The organism is Hydrogenophaga sedimenti, from assembly GCF_051857515.1.
Taxonomy (GTDB): Bacteria; Pseudomonadota; Gammaproteobacteria; order Burkholderiales; family Burkholderiaceae_C; genus Hydrogenophaga.
The window spans coordinates 26,623-51,098 of the sequence record NZ_JBPZHA010000016.1; the positions used below are offsets into that span (position 1 = coordinate 26,623).

22 protein-coding genes are annotated in these 24,476 nt (G+C 67.9%); 6 read left to right on the forward strand and 16 right to left on the reverse strand.

Annotated elements, in window-relative coordinates:
* Window positions 1-21: 21 nt before the first annotated feature.
* The 3 genes from ACS5NL_RS20740 to ACS5NL_RS20750 are packed head-to-tail and all read right to left on the reverse strand — an operon-like array spanning window position 22 to window position 5,777.
* On the reverse strand, window positions 22-507 hold the full coding sequence (locus ACS5NL_RS20740) for a response regulator (RefSeq protein ID WP_439355864.1): 486 nt from the start codon (window positions 505-507) through the stop codon (window positions 22-24).
* The gene (locus ACS5NL_RS20745; RefSeq protein WP_439355865.1) at window positions 504-4,223 is read right to left on the reverse strand and encodes a PAS domain-containing sensor histidine kinase; all 3,720 of its coding nucleotides are present in this window, start codon (window positions 4,221-4,223) and stop codon (window positions 504-506) included. Before ACS5NL_RS20745 ends, ACS5NL_RS20740 begins: the two co-directional genes overlap by 4 nt.
* A gap of 51 nt (window positions 4,224-4,274) precedes the next feature.
* Window positions 4,275-5,777 (reverse strand): FAD-linked oxidase C-terminal domain-containing protein, encoded by a 1,503-nt coding sequence (locus ACS5NL_RS20750; protein WP_439355866.1) that lies wholly within the window; start codon window positions 5,775-5,777, stop codon window positions 4,275-4,277.
* Between the two features lie 183 nt (window positions 5,778-5,960).
* On the opposite strand from ACS5NL_RS20750, the gene ACS5NL_RS20755 reads away from it, so the two are divergent.
* Complete coding sequence (locus ACS5NL_RS20755; RefSeq protein ID WP_439355867.1) at window positions 5,961-6,389, forward strand: Hsp20/alpha crystallin family protein; 429 nt, start codon at window positions 5,961-5,963, stop codon at window positions 6,387-6,389.
* Between the two features lie 110 nt (window positions 6,390-6,499).
* On the opposite strand, the gene ACS5NL_RS20760 is transcribed toward ACS5NL_RS20755, so the two are convergent.
* The 8 genes from ACS5NL_RS20760 to ACS5NL_RS20795 form a co-directional block, all read right to left on the reverse strand.
* Window positions 6,500-7,369: a LysR substrate-binding domain-containing protein gene (locus tag ACS5NL_RS20760; RefSeq protein WP_439355868.1), complete on the reverse strand. Its 870-nt coding sequence runs from the start codon at window positions 7,367-7,369 to the stop codon at window positions 6,500-6,502.
* 4 nt (window positions 7,370-7,373) lie between these two features.
* Window positions 7,374-8,222 (reverse strand): formyltetrahydrofolate deformylase, encoded by an 849-nt coding sequence (gene purU, locus ACS5NL_RS20765; protein ID WP_439355869.1) that lies wholly within the window; start codon window positions 8,220-8,222, stop codon window positions 7,374-7,376.
* A gap of 53 nt (window positions 8,223-8,275) precedes the next feature.
* The gene (locus ACS5NL_RS20770) at window positions 8,276-10,033 is read right to left on the reverse strand and encodes a DUF1566 domain-containing protein (RefSeq protein WP_439355870.1); all 1,758 of its coding nucleotides are present in this window, start codon (window positions 10,031-10,033) and stop codon (window positions 8,276-8,278) included.
* 149 nt (window positions 10,034-10,182) lie between these two features.
* On the reverse strand, window positions 10,183-10,989 hold the full coding sequence (locus ACS5NL_RS20775; RefSeq protein ID WP_439355871.1) for a DUF2145 domain-containing protein: 807 nt from the start codon (window positions 10,987-10,989) through the stop codon (window positions 10,183-10,185).
* A 9-nt stretch (window positions 10,990-10,998) separates the two neighbouring features.
* Entirely contained in the window at window positions 10,999-11,469 is a 471-nt protein-coding gene (locus ACS5NL_RS20780; protein ID WP_439355872.1) for a hypothetical protein, read from the reverse strand.
* Window position 11,470: 1 nt separating this feature from the next.
* On the reverse strand, window positions 11,471-11,941 hold the full coding sequence (locus tag ACS5NL_RS20785) for a YiaA/YiaB family inner membrane protein (protein WP_439355873.1): 471 nt from the start codon (window positions 11,939-11,941) through the stop codon (window positions 11,471-11,473).
* A 507-nt stretch (window positions 11,942-12,448) separates the two neighbouring features.
* Window positions 12,449-14,404, reverse strand: coding sequence for an MFS transporter (locus tag ACS5NL_RS20790; protein ID WP_439355874.1), 1,956 nt, complete (start codon window positions 14,402-14,404; stop codon window positions 12,449-12,451).
* A gap of 35 nt (window positions 14,405-14,439) precedes the next feature.
* The gene (locus ACS5NL_RS20795) at window positions 14,440-15,291 is read right to left on the reverse strand and encodes a hypothetical protein (RefSeq protein WP_439355875.1); all 852 of its coding nucleotides are present in this window, start codon (window positions 15,289-15,291) and stop codon (window positions 14,440-14,442) included.
* Window positions 15,292-15,416: 125 nt separating this feature from the next.
* Here ACS5NL_RS20795 and ACS5NL_RS20800 point away from each other — a divergent pair, with 125 nt between their 5' ends.
* The gene (locus ACS5NL_RS20800) at window positions 15,417-16,148 is read left to right on the forward strand and encodes a helix-turn-helix domain-containing protein (protein ID WP_439355876.1); all 732 of its coding nucleotides are present in this window, start codon (window positions 15,417-15,419) and stop codon (window positions 16,146-16,148) included.
* Here ACS5NL_RS20800 and ACS5NL_RS20805 read toward each other — a convergent pair.
* The 3 genes from ACS5NL_RS20805 to ACS5NL_RS20815 are packed head-to-tail and all read right to left on the reverse strand — an operon-like array spanning window position 16,132 to window position 19,371.
* Window positions 16,132-17,409, reverse strand: a complete 1,278-nt coding sequence (locus ACS5NL_RS20805) for an FIST signal transduction protein (RefSeq protein WP_439355877.1) — start codon at window positions 17,407-17,409, stop codon at window positions 16,132-16,134. The two genes, ACS5NL_RS20800 and ACS5NL_RS20805, sit on opposite strands and share 17 nt — an antisense overlap.
* Before the next feature lie 16 nt (window positions 17,410-17,425).
* The gene (locus ACS5NL_RS20810) at window positions 17,426-18,508 is read right to left on the reverse strand and encodes a PhaM family polyhydroxyalkanoate granule multifunctional regulatory protein (RefSeq protein WP_439355878.1); all 1,083 of its coding nucleotides are present in this window, start codon (window positions 18,506-18,508) and stop codon (window positions 17,426-17,428) included.
* Between the two features lie 23 nt (window positions 18,509-18,531).
* Window positions 18,532-19,371, reverse strand: coding sequence for an enoyl-CoA hydratase/isomerase family protein (locus tag ACS5NL_RS20815; RefSeq protein ID WP_439355879.1), 840 nt, complete (start codon window positions 19,369-19,371; stop codon window positions 18,532-18,534).
* Window positions 19,372-19,578: 207 nt separating this feature from the next.
* On the opposite strand from ACS5NL_RS20815, the gene ACS5NL_RS20820 reads away from it, so the two are divergent.
* The 4 genes from ACS5NL_RS20820 to ACS5NL_RS20835 all read left to right on the forward strand — a co-directional run bounded on the left by ACS5NL_RS20820 (window position 19,579) and on the right by ACS5NL_RS20835 (window position 21,297).
* Window positions 19,579-19,965: a TraR/DksA family transcriptional regulator gene (locus ACS5NL_RS20820; RefSeq protein WP_439355880.1), complete on the forward strand. Its 387-nt coding sequence runs from the start codon at window positions 19,579-19,581 to the stop codon at window positions 19,963-19,965.
* A 42-nt stretch (window positions 19,966-20,007) separates the two neighbouring features.
* Entirely contained in the window at window positions 20,008-20,385 is a 378-nt protein-coding gene (locus ACS5NL_RS20825; protein WP_439355881.1) for a hypothetical protein, read from the forward strand.
* Between the two features lie 86 nt (window positions 20,386-20,471).
* The gene (locus ACS5NL_RS20830) at window positions 20,472-20,906 is read left to right on the forward strand and encodes a VOC family protein (RefSeq protein WP_439355882.1); all 435 of its coding nucleotides are present in this window, start codon (window positions 20,472-20,474) and stop codon (window positions 20,904-20,906) included.
* Between the two features lie 4 nt (window positions 20,907-20,910).
* Window positions 20,911-21,297, forward strand: coding sequence for an S-adenosylmethionine decarboxylase family protein (locus tag ACS5NL_RS20835; protein ID WP_439355883.1), 387 nt, complete (start codon window positions 20,911-20,913; stop codon window positions 21,295-21,297).
* Window positions 21,298-21,309: 12 nt separating this feature from the next.
* Here the strand turns inward: ACS5NL_RS20835 and ACS5NL_RS20840 are convergent, their stop codons facing one another.
* Together ACS5NL_RS20840 and ACS5NL_RS20845 are read right to left on the reverse strand one after the other, a co-directional pair.
* Entirely contained in the window at window positions 21,310-22,881 is a 1,572-nt protein-coding gene (locus ACS5NL_RS20840) for an FAD-dependent oxidoreductase (RefSeq protein WP_439355884.1), read from the reverse strand.
* A gap of 7 nt (window positions 22,882-22,888) precedes the next feature.
* Window positions 22,889-24,445, reverse strand: a complete 1,557-nt coding sequence (locus tag ACS5NL_RS20845) for a polyamine aminopropyltransferase (RefSeq protein ID WP_439355885.1) — start codon at window positions 24,443-24,445, stop codon at window positions 22,889-22,891.
* Window positions 24,446-24,476: the final 31 nt, after the last annotated feature.

Sequence of the window (24,476 nt, forward strand, 5' to 3'; positions counted from 1 at the left end):
CCGGTCGGGGCGACCACCGGCTCAGTTCAGTTCGCCGAAGGCGGTGGCGCGCACGCCGGCGCTGGGCGACTGCGGGGCGGTCTGGTTGATGTTGATCCAGAACTCGCAGACATGCTTCATCGCACCGAGGAATTGCGCGAATTCGGTCGGTTTGGCGATGTAGGCGTTGGTGCCGGCGTCGTAGGCGCGCTGCAGGTCGCTCGGTTCCGTCGACGAGGTCAGCACCACCACCGGGATGTTGCGCAACGCGTCGGAGCTCTTGATTTCCTTGAGCACGCCGATGCCGTCGAGCAGGGGCATTTTCAGGTCCAGCAGCACCAGCACCGGGTTGCCGCCGGGCCGGTCGGCGAAGGCGTCGCGGCGGTAGAGGTAGTCCAGGGCTTGCATGCCGTCGGATACGTGGGTGACACGACCGTCCAGACCGTGGCGCGCCAGCGCCAGTTTGGTCAGTTCGGCATCGTCCGGGTTGTCCTCGACGAGCAGGATGGCTTCTGCGTTCTTATTCATGGTTCCAAGGCGGCGGGTATGGAGTCTGGTGACGTCTCTGAAGGGCTGCAGCCTTCAAACGGCAGCGAGAAGTGAAACACGCTGCCCTCCCCCGGTTGGCTTTCTGCCCAAATGCTACCACCGTGCCGTTCCAGAATGCGGCGAGTCAGGGCCAGGCCGATGCCGGTGCCCTCGAAATCGGAGGCACGGTGCAGCCGCTGGAACACGCCAAACAGTTTCTGCGCGTATTTGGTGTCGAAGCCGACACCGTTGTCCTTCACGTAGAAGGTGTAGCCCACCGCGGGATCGACGCTCCAGCCGATCTCGATGCGGGCCCGTTCCCGGGGGCGGGTGTATTTGAAGGCGTTGCCCAGCAGATTGGCCCAGACCTCGCGCAGCAGCAGCGCGTCGCCCTGCACCACAGGCAGGTCGGAGGCGATCACCCAGTCCACGACGCGGCCTTCGGTGTCGTGGGCAATCTGGCTGACCACGGCCTCCACCAGCATGGTGAAGTCCACCGCCATCACATTGACGGCTGCGCGGCCCAGGCGCGAGAAGGCCAGCAGGCCGTCGATCAGCTGGCTCATGTGGCGCGCCGAGTTGCCGATGGTGCCCAGGTAGCGCAGCGTGGTGTCGTCGCCGTTTTGCGCCAGGTGTTCTTCCAGCAGGCTGACGAAGCTGGAGATGTGGCGCAGCGGCGAGCGCAGGTCGTGCGAGACCGAGTAGGAGAAGGACTCCAGGTCCTTGTTGGCGGCCAGCAACTGCTCGGTGCGCTCGACGACCCGGTTTTCCAGTTCGTCGTTGATGTTGCGCATCAGGTCGTCCAGCCGCTTGGCGTCGGTCATGTCGCGGCTGATCTTGGCAAAACCCTTGAGTTCGCCCGCGTCGTCGCGCAGCGCGATCAGCAGAGAGTGTGACCAGTAGCGCGAACCGTCCTTGCGGGACTGCCAGTTGTGCAGCTCGTGCTGCCCGCGCGAAGCGGCCATGCGCAGCATCTGTACCGCGCCTTCCATCGCGCCCTCGGGGTTGTCCTGCTCCAGCAGCTTGGCGTAATGCTGGCCGAGCATTTCGGAGGGCGAGAAGCCTTCCATGCGCTGGGCGCTGTCGGTCCAGTCGGTGACCCGGCCCTGGTCGTCCATGAAGAAGATGCAGTACTCGCGCAGGTTGTCGGCCATCAGCCGGAACCGCTGCTCGCTTTCCAGCAGTTCCATCGAGCGTTCGCGGATGCGCACTTCCAGTTCGTCGTTGTGCTGGTTCACGCGCTCTTCGGCCCGCTTGCGCTCGGTGATGTCGATGATCTGCACGATCACGCCCTGCACCAGCCCGTCGATGGTGTTGGGCAGGAAGGTGCCGCTGATGTAGAACGAACTGCCATCGGGCGCCTTGCGCCAGGCTTCGTAGTGCTGGGTATGGCCGTCCAGCGCACCCTGCAGCCTGGGCTGGATGTCGCGCCAGATCTCTTCCGGCAGGCATTCGCTCGCATGCAGACCCAGGATCTTGGTCGGGTCCATGCCGTAGAGGCGCTTGTGTTCGTCGTTGGCGAAGCGGTACCGCAGCATCGCGTCCAGGTAGGCGATCACGCCCGGGACGTGGTTGGTCACCGTCTGCAGGAACCGCTGGTTCTCGCGCAGGGCCATCTCGGCCTGCTTGCGCTGCGTGATGTCGACCACCGTGGTGTTGCTGCGCAGGAAGTTGCCCTGCTCGTCACACACCGCCGCCGACGACAGCAGGGCATGGAACACCGAGCCGTCCTTGCGGCGCATCTCGTATTCCGCGCCCGAGAGCACGCCGTCGCGGATGAGGGTGTCCATCCGGTTTTCCAGCAGCGGAACCCGGTTGGGCAGCACCACATCGCGGAAGCTGAGCTTGCCGATCACTTCGTCGCGCCGGTACCCCAGCCACTGCAGCTCGGTGTCGTTGATCGACACGTACTTGCCTTCGCGGTCGAGCGAGTGGTAGCCGCAGGGGGCCAGGTTGTAGAGCGTCTGAGCCTGCGACAGGGCCTCGGCCAGCTGCAGGTTGGCCTGCTGCACCCGGTCTTCGGAGGCCTTGCGCTCGGTGATGTCGACCAGCTGGATGAACAGTCCATTGACCTGGCCGTCCTGCCAGTACGGCGTGTACTGGATGCTGGCGTAAAAGCTGTGGCCGTCGGGGAAGGTGCGTGACCCTTCGAAGTGTTGCGCTTCACCGGCCAGTGCGGCCTTCAGCCGCGCCTGCGCACTGGAATACGTCTCGGGGCTGGCGATCTGGCTCAGGTGCAGCCCGACCATGTCTTCGGAGCGGGTGCCTGTCCAGCGCGCGTAGGCCGCGTTGGCGAAGCGGCAGATCAGGCCGGTGTCGAAGAACGCGAACTGGACCGGAATGCTGTTGGTGATGGTCTGCAGGAACTGGCCCTGCGCCACAAAGGCCTGTTCGGCCGCCTTGCGGGCGGTGATGTCCACCAGGGTGTTGTTGGTGCGGACAAACCGGCCTTCGTTGTCGACCACCGCGGTGCTGCTGAGCAGCGCCACGAAGGTGGACCCGTCGCGCCGGAGCATGCCCACTTCGGCCGCATCCAGCTTCTCGCCGGCCACCAGCTTCTTCAGCCGGTCCTGGATCACGTGCTTGTGTGCCGGTTGCACGAAATCGCGGAAGCGCACCTTCCCGATCACCTCGCCCCGCGTGTACCCGAGCCAGTCCAGTTCGGTCTGGTTGATCATCACGTAGAGGCCGGTGGCGTCCACCGAGTGGTAGCCGCAGGGCGCCTGGTTGTAGAGGGTCTGTGCCTCCTGCAGTGTCTGCCGCAGGCGCTCGTTGAGCGCCGCCATCTCGGCCGTGCGCGCCTGCACCCGGGACTCCAGGTCGGTATTGAGCTGCTGGATCTGCTTTTGCTGCTCGTGGGTCTCGGTGACGTCGCGGGACACCGCCAGCAGCATCACCGCCTTGCCCTGGCTGTCGGTGATCTGCGAGACCACGGTGTCCCACCACTTGGGTGTGCCCTTGAAGGTGGTGCCGGCGGCGATGAAGCGGGCACTGCCGGTCCTCTTGGCCTGCTCCAGCGCGTTGCGGGCCAGATGCCGGGTGGCTTCGGGCCACCAGGTGGTCCAGTCGCTGCCGCGCACCTGCTCGAAGTCGTCGACTTCCACCAGCCGGCATCCCTGCGCGGTCATCTGCAGCACATGACCATCCAGATCCAGCACCTTGTTGCAGTCGGGACTGCTGGCAATGATCTGGCGGTTGAGTTCGTCCTTGATCCGGGCCTCGGCTTCGAGCTTGCGCAGCTGGCTGATGTCCTGGACGAAGCCCAGCTGACCGATCAGCGTGCCCTGTGCATCGAACTGGGGGATGTTGCGGGCGACCACATGGGTGACGGCGTCGGTGCCGGGGCGGAGGATCCGGAACTCCAGGCTGGTGCTTTCTCCCACGGCCACACCGTGGGCCCAGTGCTCCTTGAGCCGGGCCAGATCCTCGGGATGTACCCGCTGCATCCAGCCGTAGTCGGTGAACGCTTCCTTCTCCAGCCCGAAGATCTGCTGCAGCATCGTGTCGACGCTCAGCAGCGTGCCGTCCGGCTGGATGCGGAACATGCCGATCGGGAACACGCTGCCCAGGGCCGCGAACAGGGCGCCGTAGGGGTCGGGGGTTTCGGTCTGCACCACCGGGCTGTCGGCCGCACCGGCGCGACCACGCTCCGGCACCCCGTCGTCTGCGGGTGTCTGTCTGGCGGTGTTCCCTGGAAAGCGGTGGATGGCGCTCATCGCTTTCCACTGTACCGCAGGGCGCCCCGGATCAACCGTGAAATGTGGAGGTCAGAACCGGGGCAAATCCGGGTGCTTGAGCTGTCCGCCTCGGACCAGCATCTTTCCGTACTCGGCACATCGTTGCAGGGTCGGGATGACTTTGCCCGGATTGAGTAGCTCTTTGGTATCAAAAGCGCGCTTGACCGCGAACATCTGGGCGTTTTCCTCGGCCGAGAACTGCACGCACATGCTGTTGACTTTTTCCACGCCCACGCCGTGCTCGCCGGTCACGGTACCCCCCATGGCGACGCTGGTTTCCAGGATGTCGGCGCCGAACTGTTCACAGCGGCGCAGCTGGTCGGGGTCGTTGGCATCGAACAGGATCAGCGGGTGCAGGTTGCCGTCGCCGGCGTGGAACACGTTGGCGCAGCGCAGGCCGTATTTCTTTTCCATCTCGCCGATGGCGATCAGGATGTCGGCCAGCCGCTTGCGCGGGATGGTCGAGTCCATGCACATGTAGTCCGGGCTGATGCGGCCCGAGGCGGGGAAGGCGTTCTTGCGGCCGCTCCAGAAACGCAGGCGCTCGGCCTCGTCCTGGCTGACCGCGATCGCGGTGGCGCCGCAGCCGCGCAGCACCGCGCTCATGCGGCCGATCTCTTCTTCCACCTCTTCGGGCGTGCCGTCGCTCTCGCACAGCAGGATGGCTTCGGCGCTCAGGTCGTAGCCGGCTTTCACGAAGTCTTCCACGGCGGCCGTCATCGGCTTGTCCATCATCTCCAGCCCGGCCGGGATGATGCCGGCGGCGATCACCGCCGCGACCGCGTCGCCGGCTTTCTGGATGTCGTCGAAGCTGGCCATGATGCAGCGCGCCAGCAGCGGCTTGGGCACCAGCTTGACCACCACCTCGGTCACGACGGCCAGCATGCCCTCGCTGCCGATCACCAGCGACAGCAGGTCCAGGCCGGGCGTGTCGAGTGTGGTGCCGCCGAACGTGACCGGGTCGCCCTCGACGGTGAAACCACGCACCTGCAGCACGTTGTGCACCGTCAGGCCGTACTTGAGGCAGTGCACGCCACCGGAGTTTTCAGCCACGTTGCCGCCGATGGTGCAGGCGATCTGGCTGCTCGGGTCCGGGGCGTAGTACAGGCCGTGTGGCGCTGCCGCTTCGCTGATGGCGAGGTTGCGCACACCGGCCTGCACGACGGCGGTGCGGGAGCGGGCGTCGACTGACAGGATCTGGTTGAACTTGGCCAGCGACAGCGTCACGCCCAGGGCGTGCGGCATCGCACCGCCCGACAGGCCGGTGCCGGCGCCGCGGGCCACCACCGGCACGTTCAGCGCGTGGCAGGCCTTGAGTGCCGCGGCGACCTGCGCCTCGGTCTCCGGCAGGGCCACCACCAGCGGCCGCTCACGGTAGGCGGTCAGGCCGTCGCATTCGTAGGGCACGGTGTCTTCGGCCTGCCAGAGCAGGGCGTGGGCCGGCAGCACGCCCTGCAGGGCGCGCACCACCTCGGCCTGGCGGGCGGCGCGCTCGGCGCGGGTGACTTCGGTCGGGGTGGTGGGGGCGTTCATGCGCGGCAGTTTACGGCGGCCAGCCCGGTTGCGCATTGAAGAAACTTGCAGCGCCGGTTGAGCGGGTTTGAGTTGGGTCAACTCCGCCGGGTCTTGAAAAGCGCGCGCCAGGTTCTATCTGTTCTGCACGGGGCCGGAACCGCCGGCCCCCCGAATCCACCCACCCGATTTCAGGAGTCCACCATGAACCATCTGATCGCTCGCACCGGCCTGTTCGACGACTTCTTCAAGGACGTCGCGCCCGGTTTCTATGTCCGTCCCCTGCACGGCGACAGCCTGCCCTCGCCCTCGCAGATCAAGATCGACGTGAAGGAAACGCCGTCGGCCTACACCGTGGTGGCCGAGGTGCCGGGCGTGTCCAAGGAAGACATCCATGTGACGGTGGAAGGCAGCGTGGTGACCCTGCGCGCCGAGATCCAGCAGCAGGACAGCCAGGGCCAGGAAGAGAAGGTGTTGCGCACCGAGCGTTACTACGGCGCCGTGGCCCGCAGCTTCCAGCTGGCGACCGACATCGACAACGAGAAGTCGAAGGCGAAGTACGAGAACGGGGTGCTGACGCTGACGCTGCCCAAGAAGGTCGCGCTGGCCGGTCAGCGCTTAAATATCGAGTAACTCCCCGCGCCGCCTGCGGCATCACCCACAGGGGGCGATGCGTGTGGCCCGGCGAAGCCGGTTCCACCGCATCCTTGTTCAGGTGCATTTCGCGCCGGCGTCGCGCGGGTTCAGCTCAGGGAATTCTTGAGCCACTCGGCAAACGCCGCGCATTCCCAGCGGTCCATGGTGCCGGTCCGCCAGCACAGGTAGTGTGCGTGCGGGCTGGGCACGTGGCGCGGGTAGAGCGGCACCAGGGTGCCGTGCTCCAGCCAGGGCGCTGCCAGTTTGAGCCGCACCAGGGCGATGCCCATGCCGGCGGCGGCGGCGTCGCACATCAGGCCGATGTCGTTGAACTGCGAACCGTCGACCGGTTCGGGCCAGTCCAGGTCGTGCGCCGCGAACCAGGTGCGCCAGGGCTCCAGCGGGCTGCGCAGCAGCGGCAGGTCTTCCAGGTCCTGCGCGGTGTCAAAGGGGCCGTGTTCGCGAGCGAACGCGGGCGACGCCAGCGGCGTGATCTCGTCCTTCATCACGCAGACGTGCTCCACGTCGGCGTAGCGGCCGGTGCCGAAGCGGATCATCAGGTCGGCGTCTTCGGCCACCACGTCCAGCAGCGGGATGCTGACCTGCAGCGTGAGATCGATCTCGGGGTAGGCGTCGGAGAACTGCTTGAGGCGCGGCAGCAGGATGGAACGCGCGAACGTGGGCGTCACCGCCAGCTTGAGCTTGCGCCGGCCCGGCGAAGCGGTGTTGCTCGGGAACTTCTGCAGCGCGGTCAGCCCTTCGCGCACCTGGGCCAGGTACTCGATGCCCTCGGTCGTGAGGGAAAAATCCGCCCGCCCGAACAGCTTGGTGCCCAGGATCTGCTCCAGCTGCCGGATGCGGTGGCTCACCGCGCTGGGCGTGACACACAGCTCTTCGCTGGTCTGCGTCACGCTGCGCAGGCGCGCCAGCGCTTCAAACGTCAGCAGACACTGGATGGGCGGGATCCTGATCGTCATCTGGTTACTTGAAGACGACGGTCTTGTGACCGTTCAGCAAGACGCGGTGCTCGCTGTGCCACTTCACCGCGCGGGCCAGCACCTGGCTTTCGGTGTCGCGACCCAGGGCGGTCAGGTCTTCCACGCCATCGGTGTGGTCCACGCGGGCCACGTCCTGCTCGATGATCGGGCCTTCGTCCAGGTCGGCCGTCACGTAGTGGGCGGTGGCGCCGATCAGCTTCACGCCGCGGTCGTGCGCCTGGTAATACGGCTTGGCGCCCTTGAAGCTGGGCAGGAAGCTGTGGTGGATGTTGATCGCCTTGCCCGAGAGTTCGCGGCAGAGGTTGTCCGAGAGGATCTGCATGTAGCGCGCCAGCACCACCAGCTCGGCGCCCTCGCTGCGGATCACCTCCAGCTGTTTCGCCTCGGCCTGCGCCTTGGTGGCGCCCGTCAGCGGGATGTGGTGGAAGGGAATGTTGTAGCTGGCGGCCAGCTGGTAGAAGTCGCGGTGGTTGCTGACGATGGCGCGGATGTCCAGCCGCAGCAGGCCGCTCTTCCAGCGGAACAGCAGATCGTTCAGGCAGTGCCCTTCCTTGCTGACGAAGAGCACGGTCTTCATCGGCTCGGCCAGCGGGTTCAGGCTCCAGCGCATGGCAAACGGCTCGGCGAACGCCGTCAGGTGCGTGCGCAGCTCGTCCGGGCTCAGCGTCGCGCAGGTGAACTGCACGCGCATGAAGAACAGGCCGGTGTCGTGGTCGTTGTACTGGGCGGCTTCTTCGATGTTGCCGCCGCGCTCCAGCAGGAAGCCCGAGACGGCATGCACGATGCCCGGTCGGTCCTGACAGGAGAGGGTGAGGACATGGGTGTGGTTCATGGGTGGCGATTGTCGCAGCCCATGAACCACATCACCCTGGCAGGGGGAAGCGCTTACCGGATGTCGCGCACCAGCCGGATCGCGAAGGGACTGCCGCTGCGTGTGCCCCGGGTGACGTAGCCGCCATTGAACAGCACCGCCCAGGCGTAGCCGGGGTTGGTGGCCAGCATTTCCGGGGTCGACGCCCAGTGGTAGTTCGACTGGTCCGCCGAGAAGACGGTGGGGTCCAGGGCCGCGGGACGGGCGCTGAGGTCCGTCAGACTGGCCAGTTCCTTGATGTTGGGCAGGCGCCAGCCGGCCTTGCTCTGGGCGTAGGCCAGCGCAGACTCGTGGGTGTTGAAATAGCTCACCGTGCCGGTGCAGATGCTGCCATTCCAGGTGCGTCCTTCTTCGCAGCGGCGCCATTGCAGGCCGCTGCGGGTGTCGCTGACGGTGTTGTTGGCGGCGTCGCTGCCATAGGCGACCGTGCTGACGATGGAGCGGGGGCCGGTCTGGGCCGTGCCATGGACCAGGCGGGCACGCTGCGGGTAGCTGTGGTCGTAGACCGCCGAGTCGCCCCAGGTGAAGTCGACGTAGTACGAGCTTTGCGAATATCCGGGTGCCGAGGTGGATGTCCAGTGCTTGTCGAGGCCGGTGTTGGCCAGTTGGGCACGCGGTGCAACGGTCGAGCTGTAGTCGACCAGGCCCAGCAGCTCATCGCGGGTCGGCAGGCGCCAGTCGCTGAATCCGCACAGGTTGCTGGCGTTGACGGCGGCGATGAAGGGGTAGACGTCGGTCGACAGGCCGTTGTTCAGCTTGGTGTACAGCTTGTCCTTGTCGCGAATGCCCCCGTCGGTGGTCTTCGCTTCCCAGATCAGCCCGGTCACGTTGTCCTTGATGCAGGCGGTGGTCGGGTAGGCGCCGTAAGCGCTGTAGCTCATCGTGTTGATGGCCGTGCGGTGGCCATCCTGCTGCGCATTCAGCGACGTGGTGGCCGGCAGGCTGCAGTCGACGGGCGTGTTGAGGGTCGCCTGATAGCACTGCTGGTTGGTCACGCCGGTGTGCGGCACCTTTTCGGCCTTCCATTCGGTGGCCAGCACGTAGTAGGCCGGGCCTTCATAGGTGTAGACCGAAGACAGGGTCGCCACGATGCTGTTCTTCTCGGCTTCGCTCGCAGTGTAGAAGTGGAAGCCCCGGCTGGACACATAAAAGCGGTACAGCGGCGTCAGGCCGGCCCCGGCCACCTGGCTGGCGTGGTAGGCCGGGCCGTCGAGGTGGTATTGCGGCAGGGTGGCCAGGATGTTGTTCTTTTCGGTCTCGCTGATGGTGTAGAAGTGCACGCCGGTCTGCGTGTTGTAGAAGCGGTAGACCGGGCTCAGTCCGGGGGAGAAGGTGTTGGCACCGTGGAACGCCACGCCGTCCAGGTGGAACTGCGGCAGGGTGGCCAGGATGCTGTTCTTCTCGGCCTCGCTGGTGGTGTAGAAGTGCGCGCCGGTCTGGCTGTTGTAGAAGCGGTAGACCGGGATGCGCACCGCCAGCGCCTTGCGCGCCACCTCACCCGAGGTGTAGGCCTGCTTGGCCGCGATCGTGCCGGCCGGCACGTTGTCAAGCGGTGTCGACGGATCCGCCTGCTGCGCCTGTTTTTCGGCCAGTGCGAGCGACTGCGCGGTCAGTGCAGCGTCCGGGGCGTGCGGGGTGGCACTGGCACTGGCGCTGGACGCCGGGCCGGATCGGGTGGTGGCCGGGCTGGTATCGGCGCCGCCGCAGGCCGCGAGGGCCAATGCGATGGCGGCGATCCCCATTGCTCTGAACTGACCGGTGGGGCGTGGCATGACGGGCTCCTGAAGGTGTCGCTGAAATCAGCGGGACAGATCAACGGGACAGGGCGCGAGGCCAGATTCCCGAGGGTGCACGACGGTACAGTGCCCCGCTTTTTGGCGGCAGTGCCAAAAGTCATGGTCGCGTCCTCTCCCGGCGGGAATCACAAGGCCACGCGCTGCGGCGCCGAACCCAGACCGGTGCGCGCCAGCCAGTCGAGCACCGAATCGACCGTCACGGTCTCGATGCGGTCCGAGAAGCGCTTGTCGTTGGGGTGGTCGTCGAAGCGGATGTGGGCCGAACCCGCGCTGGCGCCCATCCGCGTCAGTGGTCCCAGGCGCAGCGTGCTCGGCTGGTAGCCCTTGAAGCCCAGCCAGGCCTGCGCCTGTGCCCGGGTGGTGACGCCGGGTTCGGCCGCCATCGCCATGGTTTCGATGGCCCACTGATTGGACTGCTGGTAGCGCGTGCCCCAGGCGTAGGCCACCATGTTGTAGTCGCGCTCGTGCAGGCGCAGGCTGCGGCTGCGGTCGTTCAGCAGGGCGTACAGCGGCGCCTGCAGTTGCGGCGCCGGCACCGACCACACCGCCTCGTGTCGCCACAGATCGTCGAGAAAGAACTCGCCCAGCCCCTGGCGGTAGATCGAACCGGTGGCCGTGCCGCACTGGTTGAGCTTGTGCAGCACGCGCCACGGCCCCTCGGTCGTCTTGTAGGCCCAGCCCAGGTGCGAATAGCGCAGCTGGTATTTCGAGAGGTCCTGCCCCGCGCGGCCCAGCGCCACCACCCGCGCGCCGCTGCGGGCGAACTCGGCGTCCAGCGCCTGCGCCGTGCGCTGCGCCAGTTCCAGGCCCTGCGTCAGCGTCTGCGGCGTCAGCGGGCGCTGTTCACAGGAGCGGCCGGCGTGGGCGGCCGTGGCGCCGAGCAGGAGCACGGCGAGCGCCAGCCCATGGGGAGCGACAGTCAAGGTCTTCATGATCGCTCCTCAGTAGGTCAGTCGCTCGTTGTGCAGCAGGGCCCGCCCCAGCTCGTTCGGGATGAAGCACAGCACCTCGCCCGCCAACGACAGCAGCACGCCCGCACCGATCACCGTCACCACCGCCGACTGGCCGACCAGCACCGAAGCGCCCGAGGCCGCGCGCCCGGTCAGCTCCACGCTGGCCCGCGCGCCGTCGGACGCCCGCTCCAGCACGATCACCGTGCCACGCGCCGACACCTCGACCGTTTTCACCACCAGCACCGCGCCGCTCACCGTCAAAGCGACCGGCAAGGCACTCAGCGCCACCGCGCCGCCGGCCGCGCTGCCCGCGACCGCCGAACCCGTGCCCACCACCGACGCGACCGGCAAGGCCGACAGCACGAGGGAGGCTTCGCTCTGCGCCCGCGCCGGGGCGCTCACCAGGGCCGCACTCAAGCTGGCGGCCAGCAGCATCTGCTTGAAGAAAACGTGGTTCATGTCATTGCTCCTGCACGTGGGCTTGATGGCGGTGGTGGTCGATCAGGTCGGCCTCGTGGCGGTCGCGCAGTGTCTTGGCCAGCGTGAACGCCGAGGTCACGAGGTAGAGCCAGCTCACGCCCAGGTAAGCCTTGTAGGTCTCGTTGATCTCCATGCGCAGCAAGCCCCAGGCCGTCAGCCCCATCGCCACCGCGAAGCCGCCCCAGACCACGAAGCGCCACATCGGCGTCTCGGGTTCACCCGACAGGCTGGCCTTCTGCGTGTCGCGCACGGCCTTGGACAGCACGAACACCGTCGACAGACAGAACACATAGCCCATCACCATGAACGCACGGTCCAGGTCCTGGCCGGGCAACCAGGCCAGGCCAGTGGCGCAGAGAAAGACGGCGATGCCGAACGAGACCCAGACCTGGAGCTGCCAGGCGCGGGTGTCGCGCATCGCGATGAAGGGAGAACGGGAACCGCTTGCCATGTGAAACCTCGATGGGTTGTTGAACATGGGGCGGATGGTGGGGCGATTGGCTCAGCTTCGAGGCAGAGTTCATCCGCCGGGATCGCAAGATCAATCTCCTAGGCGCGATATCCGATACTTTCCCGCGAACACCAAGTGCGATTTATTTGCGACGGTTGACCAGCCATTGCTCGATATGAGCCATGAATACGGCCAATGATGACCGTCATCACAGCAACGACTCGTCACCAAACCAGATTGGATGGAATGGCAATTTCAAACCAGTGACGTGTTTAACCAGACCATCACCAGGCCGCCAGCGATTGCTGTCAGCTGGCTTCCGAAGGCGTATCCAGGGAGCTCAGTGGAAAAACCTCCAAACTAAAGCCCCTCCCCACACAACCAAAAAGACCACCACAAAGAACTAGTAGATCCGCTTGGCCAGCGGGCTCATTCGTTTCCAAGTTTCCTCGTCAGGACCACCGGGTGCTGCCATCGCTTCCTCCTCTGGTATCGACGTTCAACCCATCAACCCATCAACCCCGCCACCCGCTCCCGCAACCCCTCCGGCGTCACACCTTCCGCCGCCACAGGCTCCCCCACATTCAGCCCCACCCGGTTGAACAGCCCGCGCCTAAACGGCTTGACCATGGCGGTCGGTTGTCCGCCGCTGAGTTCGATGCGGCTGAAGTACGAGCCCCAGAGCTCGGTCAGCGCCATCGGAATCACGGTGACGCCCTGCACGCCGTCGGCCTTGGCCTGTTCAAGGATCTTCATGATGCCGCCCTTGAAGGGTTGCAGGCTGCCGTCCCGCGTGATGCCGCCTTCGGGGAAGATGCCCAGCAGGTCGCCTTCGCGCAGCACCTTCGCCGCCTCGCGGAACGCGGCTTCGTAGGTCGCGGGGTCTTCCTTCTGCGGTGCGATCGGGATCGCCTTGGCCAGCTTGAACAGCCAGCCGAGCACCGGCACCTTGAAGATGCGGTGGTCCATCACGAAGCGGATCGGGCGTGGGCTGGCTGCCATCAGCAGCACGGCGTCGACGAAGCTGACGTGGTTGCAGGCCAGCACGGCCGCGCCTTCGGTCGGGATGTTCAGGTCGCCCGTGACCTTGAAGCGGTAGACGAAACGCGAGGCGATCCAGGCCACGAAGCGCAGCAGGTACTCGGGCACGATCATGAAGATGTAGAACGCAACCACGGCGTTGGCCAGGCCGATGGTCAGGAACAGCTGGCTGATCGTGAAGCCCGCGCTGAGCAGCGCGCCGGCCAGCAGCGAGCTGGCGATCATGAACAGCGCGTTGAGGATGTTGTTGGCCGCGATGATGCGGGCGCGGTGCGTGGGCTGGCTGCGCATCTGGATCAGCGCGTACATCGGCACGCTGTAGATGCCGGCGAACAGCGAGAGCAGCGCGAGGTCGGCCAGCACGCGCCAGTGGGCCGGCTCGCCCAGGAACTGGCCGAGCGTCAACGCGACGGTGTGCGGCGGCAGGCCGCGCGAGGCGAAGTACAGGTCGACCGAAAACACGGTCATCCCGATCGCGCCCATGGGCACGAGGCCGATCTCCACATGGCGGCGGCTCAGGATCTCGCACAGCAGCGCGCCCGCGCCGATGCCGACCGAAAACACCACCAGCAAGAGCGAAGCGACCTGCTCGTCGCCGTGCAGCGTGTCGCGCGCAAAGGCGGGGAAGTTGCTCAGGAAGACCGCGCCGAAGAACCACATCCAGCTGATGCCCAGCAGCGAGCGGAACACGACCAGGTTGCCGTGCGCGAGCTGCAGGTTGCGCCAGGTTTCGGTGAAAGGGTTCCAGTTGATCTGCAGGCTGGGATCGGTCGCAGGCGACACCGGCACGGCCTGCGCCAGCACGCGGCCGAGCACGGCCAGCAGCAGGCAGGCCGCGGCCACATAGCTCGGACCGACCAGGGGCAGTGCAATCAGCAGGCCGCCCGCCACGTTGCCCAGCAGGATGGCCACGAAGGTGCCCATCTCGATCATGCCGTTGCCGCCGGTGAGTTCTCGCTCGGAGAGATGCTGCGGCAGGTAGGCGAACTTGACCGGGCCGAACAGCGTGGAGTGCACGCCCATGAGGAACACGCAACCCAGCAGCATCGGCACGTTCTGCTGCATGAATCCCCAGCCGGCCAGCAGCATGATCGCGATCTCCAGGTTCTTGACGAACCGGATCAGCACTTCCTTGGGGTACTTGTCGGCCAGCTGCCCGCTGGTCGCCGAGAGCAGCAGGAACGGAAAGATGAACAGCGCGCCGATCACCAGCCCCGCCATCGAGGCCGGCAGCCACTGCACCTGCAGCTGGTAGGTGACCAGCACGGTGAAGGCGAACTTGAAGACGTTGTCGTTGCCGGCGCCGAGAAACTGCACCCAGAAGAAGGGGCCGAAGCGCCGCTGCGTGAGCAGGGCGAACTGGCTGGTGTGGCTGGCGTGCGCGACGGCGTCGGCGGTCATCGCGGCTTGCGGGATGGACATTCGGGTCTCCTCCTGTGGGGTCCTGCGGGTGGGGTTCACGCGGCGCGGCCCGCTGCATTCTGCCGCAGGCGCGCTGGCGCCTTGCTGCCTCGCGGGCTGAGCGCGGCAATGACGGGCCAGGCGGCGCAGGCAGCGGCCAGGTGCTTGAGGCTGTGGCCGGAGACCGTCTCGGCGGTCGCATGGAACACGGCCTCGTCGCCCAGCTCCAGCCCCTTGGCCAGCGCATAGAGGCCGATCAGCGCGCCCAGGCGGATGCCGGCTGCGCCGACCACCGGTTGGTGCAGCGCCAGCCAGGCGATGAGCGCCATGCCGCCGAACTGCACCACGGCCCAGGGCAGCACGTTGCCGTTCGCGGCGGGCAGCATGGCCGACAGCACCGCCAGCGGCAGTGCCGTCCAGAGCGCATGGCGGGCTGGCTGCTCGCCCACGCGCCCGGCCACGGCCAGCGCCAGCGCGCCGGCAAAGGTCACGGCCATGCCCAGGCGGTCCCAGACCAGGCCCTCCGCGTCGGGTGCCCGGTGGTACCAGGCCGAGCCGAAACCGGTGAGCAGCAGGCCGACAAAGAACACCTGAGCGGCCTGTCGCGTCGCGCCGGACCAATGGCTGCGCCGCAGCGCCAACAGGCCCCACAGCCCGGCGACCGCGATCGGCGCGTTGCTCAGCACATCCATCGCGTTGGGCAGGCCCAGCAAGGTGCGTGCGTCGACGAAGGGATGGCCATGCGCGTAGAGATGGGAGTGACCGTGCGGGTTCAGCGCGATGCCGGTGGTGGCTTCCAGGGCGGTGAGCAGCAGCGGGCCGGCCCAGAGGGCCATCAGCCACAGAGAGAGCAGGGCGGTGGCCCAGGCGGAAAGCGCGGGATGGGGGCTGGTGGAGGGCAATCGCATGGGGAACTCCGGACGGGGTGGAACGGCGGCCACAGTGTCGCGGTCGGCGGCTTGCCGGGGCTTGTTCTGCGATACAGTGGCCCATCCATTCACCGCCGGTATCGCCATCCGATACCTGATGCGCCATGAGCACCACCCTCGACCTCGTCGCCACCATCAAGAAAGAACTCAAGGCCGCGCAGATGACCTACGCCGATCTGGCGCAGGCGCTGGGCATGGCCGAATCCAGCGTCAAGCGCATGCTGGCCAAGGGCGACATGTCGCTCACGCGGGTGGATGAAATCTGCCGTGCGCTCAAGATCGACTTCGCCGAACTCGCGCGCCGCGTGGCCGACGCGCAACCCCTGCTCAAGGAAATGACGGCCGAGCAGGAGCGGGCGGTGGTGGCCGACAAGAAGCTGCTGCTGGTGGCGATCTGCGTGCTCAGCCAGTGGACGCTGGAGCAGATGACGGCGGCCTACCGGCTGAGCGAGGCCGAGTGCGTGAAGTACCTCGCGCAGCTCGACCGCATCGGCATCATCGAGCTGCGGCCGCTCAACCGCTACCGCCTCAAGCTGGCCAAGACCTTCCGCTGGCGGCCGCACGGGCCGGTGATGAACTACTTCCGCGAGCATGCGCTGCTCGACTACTTCGCGGGCGGCTTCGACGGCAGCGGCGAGGGCCTGATGCTGGTGCACGGTTCGGTCAGCCGGGCGCTGGCGCCGGTGTTCCTCGAACGCCTGCAGCGCGTCGCGCAGGATTTCGCGCAACAGCACCAGACCGACCAGAAGCTGGCCCAGAAGGACCGCGAAGGCTACACGCTGGTGCTGGCGATGCGCAGCTGGGAGTTCGAGGCGTTTTCTATGCTGCGGCGGTGAACACCGTCAGCACGCCGGTGTAGCCGTAGAGCTGCTGGTGCGCGATCTCGCCGCCGGCGAAGAAGCCCACCAGCGGCACGTCGCCCAGCGCGCGGCGCACGATCTGCAGCTCGGCGCTGGGCGCGCCGAAATGCAGGCCGCCCCGGCCCGAGCAGCTCACGTAGACCGCGCCGGTGATGCGCCGTGGTGGCGCCGGGTCCTGTTCCACCGGGTCGGCGTCCATGCCGCCCATGCCCAGGGTCTCGGGCGCCAGTTCCTCTCGGATCTCGCTGCAGACGCGGATCAGGTCGGCGCGCGCGGCCTGAGCGTGGCGTTCGCAGAACGCCAGCCGTGCGCCCAACGGCGGGTGCTCGGCGATCGCGACGCCGCGCCGCGCCGGGTCCAGGCCGATGATGTGGCGCACCATGACTTCCGGGCCGAACTGGCCGTGGCGCTGCACCGGGGCGTCGTCCAGCCGGTGTTGCGGCAGCGTCAGGCCCACCAGGGTGCGGCGCAGCCGCTCCATCGCCTGCTGGGGTTGTGCCAGCGACACCCCCAGTTCGTCCAGCAGCAGGTCCAGCGCAGGTTCACCGTCGAGCGTGAGCACCAGGCTGCCGTCGATCGCGGTGATCTCGCGTTCGCGGTCGATCGGTTGCGCGCCCTGGGTCACGCGCGAAATCAGCGCGACCTCGGGCCCGAAGGCAACGCCGCTGATGCCGCCGGTGAACACGCCGCCGACGGCGCCCTGGCCGCGCAGGTGGCCGGCGCTGCTGGTGGCGAACTGCACGCTGGCCGAGCGGCTGCCGACCAGGCCGCCGAACACGTAGCCCGATTGCGTGCGCTCGGCCATTTCGACGATCAGCTCGCCCAGGTCGTGCGCACCCGGATCGGCGTGCAGCAGCGCGGTGTGGGCCACGAAGCCGGCCGCGTCGCTGCCGCCTGGCGGCAGGGGCGCGACGCCGCTGAACACGCGGTACTGGTCGGGGCTGAGGTCGCAGAGCATGACCGCCAGCGCGGGTTCATCGAAATACTCGACGTTGTTGGCCGCGATGCCGACGCCGACCGTGCCCGCCCAGTCGGTGACTTCGGGCAGCTCGGCGCTCAGGTGGTCGAGGATGTCCTGCGCGTGCGGCGCATAGTGGTCTGTGATGTAGAGCAGGGCCAGCGACGGCGTGGCGGCGTAGCCGGGCAGCGCCATCTGCGCGCGCAGCTGCGCCAGCACCAGGGCCGCGGCCATGCGCCACTGCGGGTGCGTGGCGTGCGCGTGGGCAAAGAGTTGCATGCGGTCGCTGGCCGGATCAGCGGCGGCGGGTGGTGGTCTTCTTGGCCGGCGCCTTGCGCGCGGCAGGGGCCTTGGCTGCCGCGGTTTTCGGGGCGCTCTTGGCCGGCGTGGGCATGAAGCCCGGGAAGAAGGCCGTGGGCAGTGGCCAGTCGCCCGCGCCCATGGGCTGTGCCGCGGCGGGTGCGGCGGGTTTGGCCGGTCGTGCGCTGGCGGTCTTCTTCGCGCGCGGCGGTGGCGCCTTCTTCGGCGCGGCCCTGGCCACCGGCTTCTTCGCTGCGGGTGCGGCCTTCGGACGGCCCGTACCGGTCACGGCCCGCACGGCCGCGGTGCCCATGCCGGCGGCGCGGCCGACGTTGCGGGCCACCGAGCCGCCCACGCTGCGCCCGGCCTTGGCGGCCATGTCCGCGGCGGTCTTCACGGCCTGCTCGGTCAGGTCGCTGGCCACATGGCGCGTGGCATCCAGCGCACCCTGCTTGGCCATGTCTTTCATGGCGGTGCTGGCGATCTGCTGGAACTGCTGCGAGAGCGCGCCCCACCAGGCCATCGGGTCGACCACGCCGGTCGACGCCGCAGCCGCTGCGTCGGCCTTGGGCTCCGCGGTCTTGCGTGGCTTCTTCGGCGGCGCGGGGGCTTCTTCCGGTTCCTCGTCGAGCTCGGCCTCCGCCTCTTCCTCCGCGGGCGCCGCCGCGGGGTTGCCATAGGTGCGGGGCGGAATCTCCAGGCCGGCGAACTGGTTCTTGCCGGCAAAGCCGGACACCGTCTCGGCGGCCTTGACCTTGAGCGCGTTGGCCACGTCGCCCAGGTTGAAGTTCATGGCCTTGAGCGTGGCCAGCGACATCTTCTGGACCTCGAGCGCCTGGATCGTCGCGCTCAGCGCCTTGGCGTTCTGGTCGAGCCAGAACTGCACCGCCTTGAGTTCCTCGATGCGTTTTTCGAGGTCTTCGACATTGAAGGTCGGTGCCACCCAGTGGCCCAGGTTGGGCATCTGCGGCAGGCTCTTGCCCAGGCCTTGCGCGACACCGCCGGCGGCCTGCCCCGCGAGGTTCTGCAGGAACTCGAAACCGGGGACGAACTTGCCGAATCCGCTGGCGTCACTCATGGTTGTCTCCTGAGATAGGGGGATCAGGTGTCGGCGCCGTAACGCGGCGCGCGGCGTTCACGCAAGGATGCCACACCTTCGCGCACATCCGGTCCGGCAAAACCCATGAATTCGAGCGCCAGCGAGGTGTCGAAGGCCGGTCCGGCCTGGCGCAGCCAGTTGTTGAGCGAGTACTTGGTCCAGCGGATGGCGGTCTGGCTGCCCGAGGCCAGGCGGTCGGCGACTTCGTAGGCCTTGGCCAGCAGCGCCTCGTCCTCGACCGCCAGCGAGACCAGGCCGATGCGCTCGGCCTCTTCGCCGCTGATCGGGTCGCACAGCATCAGGTAGTACTTGGCCTTGGCCAGGCCGCACAGCAGCGGCCAGACGATGGCCGCGTGGTCGCCCGCCGCGACACCCAGGCGGGTGTGGCCGTCGACGATCTTGGCGCTCTTCGCGGCGATCGAGATGTCGGCCAGCAGGCCCGCCACCAGCCCCGCGCCCACGGCCGGCCCGTGCATCGCGCTGACGATGGGCTTGTCGCAGTTGATCACGTTGTAGACCAGGTCGCGCGCTTCCTTCCACACCCGCGTGCGGACCTCGAAGTCGGTCGCCATGTCCTGCACCAGCGCCAGGTCGCCGCCGCCCGAGAAGCCCAGGCCGCTGCCGCGCAGCACTGCGCAGCGCACGCTGTCGTCGCGGCCCACGTCGCGCCAAATTTCGGAGAGTTCCCAGTGGCCTTCGTGCCCGGCGGTGGGCAGCTTGCCGTTGCCGCCGGGGCCGTCGGCCCGCATGCGGATGTCGAGCACGGAAGGCACGCCGTCCACCGTCGGCCCTCGCCGGGTGATTTCCAGGGTCTGGTAGCGGCCGTAGTCGACAGCGGACATCGTTGTTTCTCCTTGCAATTCTGGGTGTTTGAGGCGTCCGATTCTGCGGGGAAACCGCTGGAAATCCGCCGGGGATTTGCCCTGAGAGACGGTCTTGTTGCGGACGGCGCTTGACGCCGATCAATGCAAGTGCACGGGCACAGGCGCACCATGAAGTCGTGGTCCCCGGGACCCGAAAGACCGACACCGAAACCCAGAGGAGAACCCATGAACACACCCATCTCCGACACCTACGGCCGTCAGTTGCGCGAGATGCGCGCCGACGTGCTGGCCCAGTTGCGGGCGCAGCGTGGCGGCAAGATCGGTCGCGCCGAAGCGGCCGCCAATGCGCGCGAAACGGAAAGCGACGACTGGGCGCAGGCCGATGCCGAACGCGACTTGGCCTTCGCCCTCGAAGAACGCGAATCGGCCGAGCTGGTCGCCATCGACGAAGCGCTCCAGCGCGTGGCCGACGGCAGCTATGGCCTGTGCGTGGACTGCGGCGACGCGATCGCTGCCGCCCGCCTGCACGCCAACCCGGTGGCCCTGCGCTGCCTGGGCTGCCAGGACAAGGCCGAACACGCCAGCGGCGCCACCAGGCCGGCCGGCTACTGATTTCCTTTTTCCCCTTCCTTTGTTTTTTCAGGAGACTTTTGCATGACCACATTCCACGCCGTCGTCTGGATGGACCACAGCCAAGCCCACGTGATGATGTTCGACCGCGAACACGTTGAAGCCCAGCGCATCAAGGCGCGCCAGCAGCACACACCCAAGCACGGCCATGTCGGCGCCGACAAGGACTTCTTCAAGGCCATCGCGACCTCGCTGGAGGGCGTGTCCGAGGTGCTGCTGACCGGTCCGGCCAACGCCAAGATCGAATTCCGCGACTGGTGCAAGCACAACGCCCACGCCGTCGACAAGTCGGTGGTCGACGTGGTCAACACCGACCACCCGACCGACGCCCAGGTGGTGGCCATGGCGCGGCAATATTTCACCAAGTACGACCAGAAGGCCGTCGATCCCGCGCAGCGCTGACGCGCCAGCGCGCGCCCTGACCGCCCGGCGCTTCGCGCCCGGGCGGTTTTTTCTTTTGGGCCGGGGCGCTTTGATATCCTGACGCGATGAGCACCACCACCCTGCCGGCGCGCAGCCTGTTCCACTTCGCGTTTCACGTCACCGATCTCGACGAGGCGCGGCGTTTCTACGGCGGCGTGCTCGGCTGCACCGAAGGCCGCAGCACCGACACCTGGGTCGACTTCGACTTCTTCAGCCACCAGATCTCGCTGCACCTGGGCGAGCCCTTCAAGACCACGCGCACCGGCAAGGTCGGCGACCACCTGGTGCCGATGCCGCACTTTGGCCTGGTGCTGTTGCTGCCCGCGTGGCGCGCACTGGCCGAGCGGCTGACGGCCGCCGGTGTGGACTTCGTGCTGCCGCCGCAGGTGCGCTTCGAAGGCCAGCCGGGCGAGCAGTGGACGATGTTCTTCTGCGACCCGTTCGGCAACCCGGTCGAGGTCAAGGGCTTCGGCACTACCGACGCCATCTTCGCCTCCTGACACCGTGAACGGCCTGCATCTCACCGCCGACCTGCGGCACTGCCGCTGCGACATGGCCTGGCTGACCGAGGAGGCGCGGCTGCTGGCGGCTTGCGTGCAGCGGGTGCAGGACAGTGGCCTGCAGGCCGTGGCGCAGCTGGGGCACCGCTTCCCCGACACGGCGCACGGCCCCGGCGGCGTGACGGCCACCGTGCTGCTGGCCGAATCGCACCTGTGCGTGCACACCTGGCCCGAGAGCCGCAGCGTCAGTCTCGATGTGTATGTCTGCAATTTCGGCGCCGACCACTCGGCGCGTGCCGCCTTGCTGATGCGCTCGCTGCTCGACCTGTTCGAGCCGGGCGAGGCGCTGCAGCGGGCGGTCGAGCGCGGCGCCACGCCCACCGCGCTCTGAGCCGGTCGCCGTTCAGGCGCGCAGCCGCTGCGCGGCCTGCTGTCCGGCCAGGTGGCCGCGCGTGAAGGCTTCTTCGAACACCGAATAGCCCGCCCAGTCGGCGTGCGCGAAGCACAGGCGGCCGTCTTGCGTCGGGCCTTCGTACAGCGAGCCTGGCGCGGGGATTGCCATCGCGTGGCCGTACCGGGTGACCGAGACCTCGGTCACATGGCCGGGCAGGTCCGGGTGGGGCACCGACAGCTCGGCCAGCGCCTGGTCGCTCCAGTGGGTCCAGGGCTGTTGCAGCAAGTTCTGGCGCCCAGCGGATTCGTCGCCCAGCGGCCGGTACCAGGTCCAGACGCGCGGGCCGGTCACCCGCGCCAGCGACTGGTGGCTGGCGTCGACGTAGCCCAGTCCCGCGCTGCCGTAGACCACGTTGTCCCAGCTCGGGTGCGCGCCGCCGCGGTCTTTCGGTGGTCCGTCCAGCAGCAGGTTCACGACGACCCAGGGCGCCATCGACAGTCCGTTGGCGCGGGCCGCGAGCAGCGGCGGCAGCGGGTCGATCAGGCGTTTCGCGATGAACACCGGCAACGCGACCACGACCGCGCCCGCCTGCCAGCGCGTCACGCGGCCGTCGGCCATCGACAGCGCATCGACGGTCACCCCATGGCGCCCGGGGGTCACGCGCAGCACGCCCTGCCCGGTGTGCAGCCGTTCGCCAAGACCCGCCGCCAGTTGCTGCGTCAGCCAGGCATTGCCTTCGGGCCAGGTCAGCAGCGGCTCGGCCTCGCCGGCTTCGCCCGGCGCCGGGAAGCCGTGGCGGCTGGCGAAGTAGTGGATGCCGGCCCAGGCCGAGACTGCGCGAGCGCTGGCGCCGTAGTCGTCGCGGCAGGCGTAGTCGAGGTACCAGCGCAGCTGCGGGTCGTCGAGCCCGTGGCCGTCGAGCCATTGCGCAAAGCTCTGCGACCACAGCGCGCGGGTGGTGTCGGTCACGGGCAGTCGCAACGCGGGCATGGCCCAGCGCTGTGAGTGCCTTGCCTCACCGATGAGCTGGCTCATGCGGCGGTACTGCTGTAGGGTCGATGCGCTGGCGCCTTCGATCGGCAGCAGTCCGTCCTGCCAGTGGCCGTTCCAGTAGAGGCGCTCCTGCGGGCTGTGGCAGAGGTGGCGCTCGTCCCAGACCCAGCGGCCGGCGATGCGCTGACGCAGGCCGAGTTGTTCCAGCCAGGCCTGCAGTTCGGGTGCGTCGTCCGAGGGCGCGGGCAGGTAGTGCGCGCCCAGCGGGCAGGCCAGCCCGCCGAGCAGGCCGCCGCGCGCATTGCCGCCGGCCGTGTCTTCGAACTCCAGCAAGGCGAAGTCATCGACCCCAGCCAGGGCGAGCGAGCGCGCCGCCGCGAGCCCCGCGACACCACCGCCCAGCACCAGCACGCCCGTGCGCCTCTGCGCAGTCGGTTCGGCGCGCGCCGCGTCGCGCCAGCGGTGACCACGCGCCGGGTCGGGGGCGGTGAAACCGCCAGGGATGTCGTGCGGCGCCGCACGGCAGCCCGCCAGACCGGCGCCCGCGGCACCCATCCAGCCCAGACACTCCCGCCGCGTCAGCGCCATGGGTCCGTCACTTCGCGACCTTTCCCCATTCCTGCTCGTAGGTGTGCACCAGCACCTGGTTCGACAGCCGGTTCACTTCGGCCGGCACCCGCGCCATGTCGGCCGGGAAGTCGAACATCAGCTTGAGCGTGTCGGGCGTGAGGAAGCGCAGGCCGGCGGGCAGGACGCCACCGCCGGGGCTGAAGGGGCGGCGGCTGGCGACGATGAAGCCCCATTCGCCGAAGCTGGGCACGTGCGCGTGGTACGGCGCGGTGCGCAGCCCGGCGGCCTCGATGGTCGCGGCGACGGTCCAGAAACTCTGGCGCGCCACCAGCGGCGAGGTGGTCTGCACCACGGCAAAGCCGCTGGCCGACAGGCGCCGCGCCAGCAGCGCGTAGAACGACTCCGTGTAGAGCTTGCCGACCGCGAAGTTGGTCGGGTCCGGAAAGTCCACCACGATCACGTCGAACGGTTCGCTGCCCTGTTCCAGCCACTGGAAGGCGTCGGTGTTGACCACCTGCACGCGCGGCGCGTTCAGTGCATCGCCGTTGAGCCGGCGCAGCGTCTCGTCGGTGGAGAACAGCCGTGTCATCGCCGGGTCGAGCTCCACCAGCGTCACCTTCTCCACGCCCGGGTACTTGAGGATCTCGCGCACCGCCATGCCGTCGCCGCCGCCGAGCACCGCCACGCGGCGCGGCGCGCCGCCGCCGGTGGCGTAGGCCGACATCACCGGATGGACCAGGGCCTCGTGGTAGCGGTACTCGTCGCTCTCGGCGAACTGCAGGTTGCCGTTGAGGAACAGGCGGTGCCCCTGCGGGCCGCGCGTGACGACGATGCGTTGCCAGGGCGTGGTCTCGGCGCGCACCACCTTGTCCTGGAAAAAACGGTCTTCGGACGCGGAGGTGATGCGCCCGGCCATGGCCCAGGCGCCCAGCAGCGTCGCCAGCACCAGCACCGCCGACAGCGTGTGCGCGGCCCGCGCGCGGATCTCGCCACGGAACAGCCACAGGGTCCAGAACGCCACCGCCACGTTCAGCAGGCCGAACAGCAGGCCGGTGCGCGCCAGCCCCAGCTGCGGCACCAGCCACAGCGGGAAGGCGATCGAGACCGCGAGCGCGCCGAGGTAGTCGAAGGTCAGCACCTGCGACACCAGGTCCTTGAGCTGCACGTGGTGGCGCAGGATGCGCATCACCAGCGGAATCTCCAGCCCGACCAGCGCGCCCACCAGCAGCACCAGGCCATAGAGCAGGCCGCGGAACGCGCCGGGCAGGTAGGCGTTGGCGAGGAACAGCAGGGCCGGCAGCAGGCCGCCGACCAGCGCGATCAGCAGCTCGATGCGCAGGAACTGCGCCGGCAGCTGACGCTCGACATGGCGCGAGAGCCAGCTGCCGATGCCCATGGCGAACAGGTAGGTGCCGATGACGGTCGAGAACTGCAGCACCGAGTCGCCGAGCACATACGACGCCAGCGCCGCCCCCACCAGCTCGTACACCAGCCCGCAGGCCGCGACCAGAAACACGCTGGCCAGCAGCGCGACTTCCACCGGTCCAGGGGAAGCGCGTTGGGGTTCGATGGCAGTGGTCATGAAAGAACGCAGTGGCCGGCGCGCGACCGTT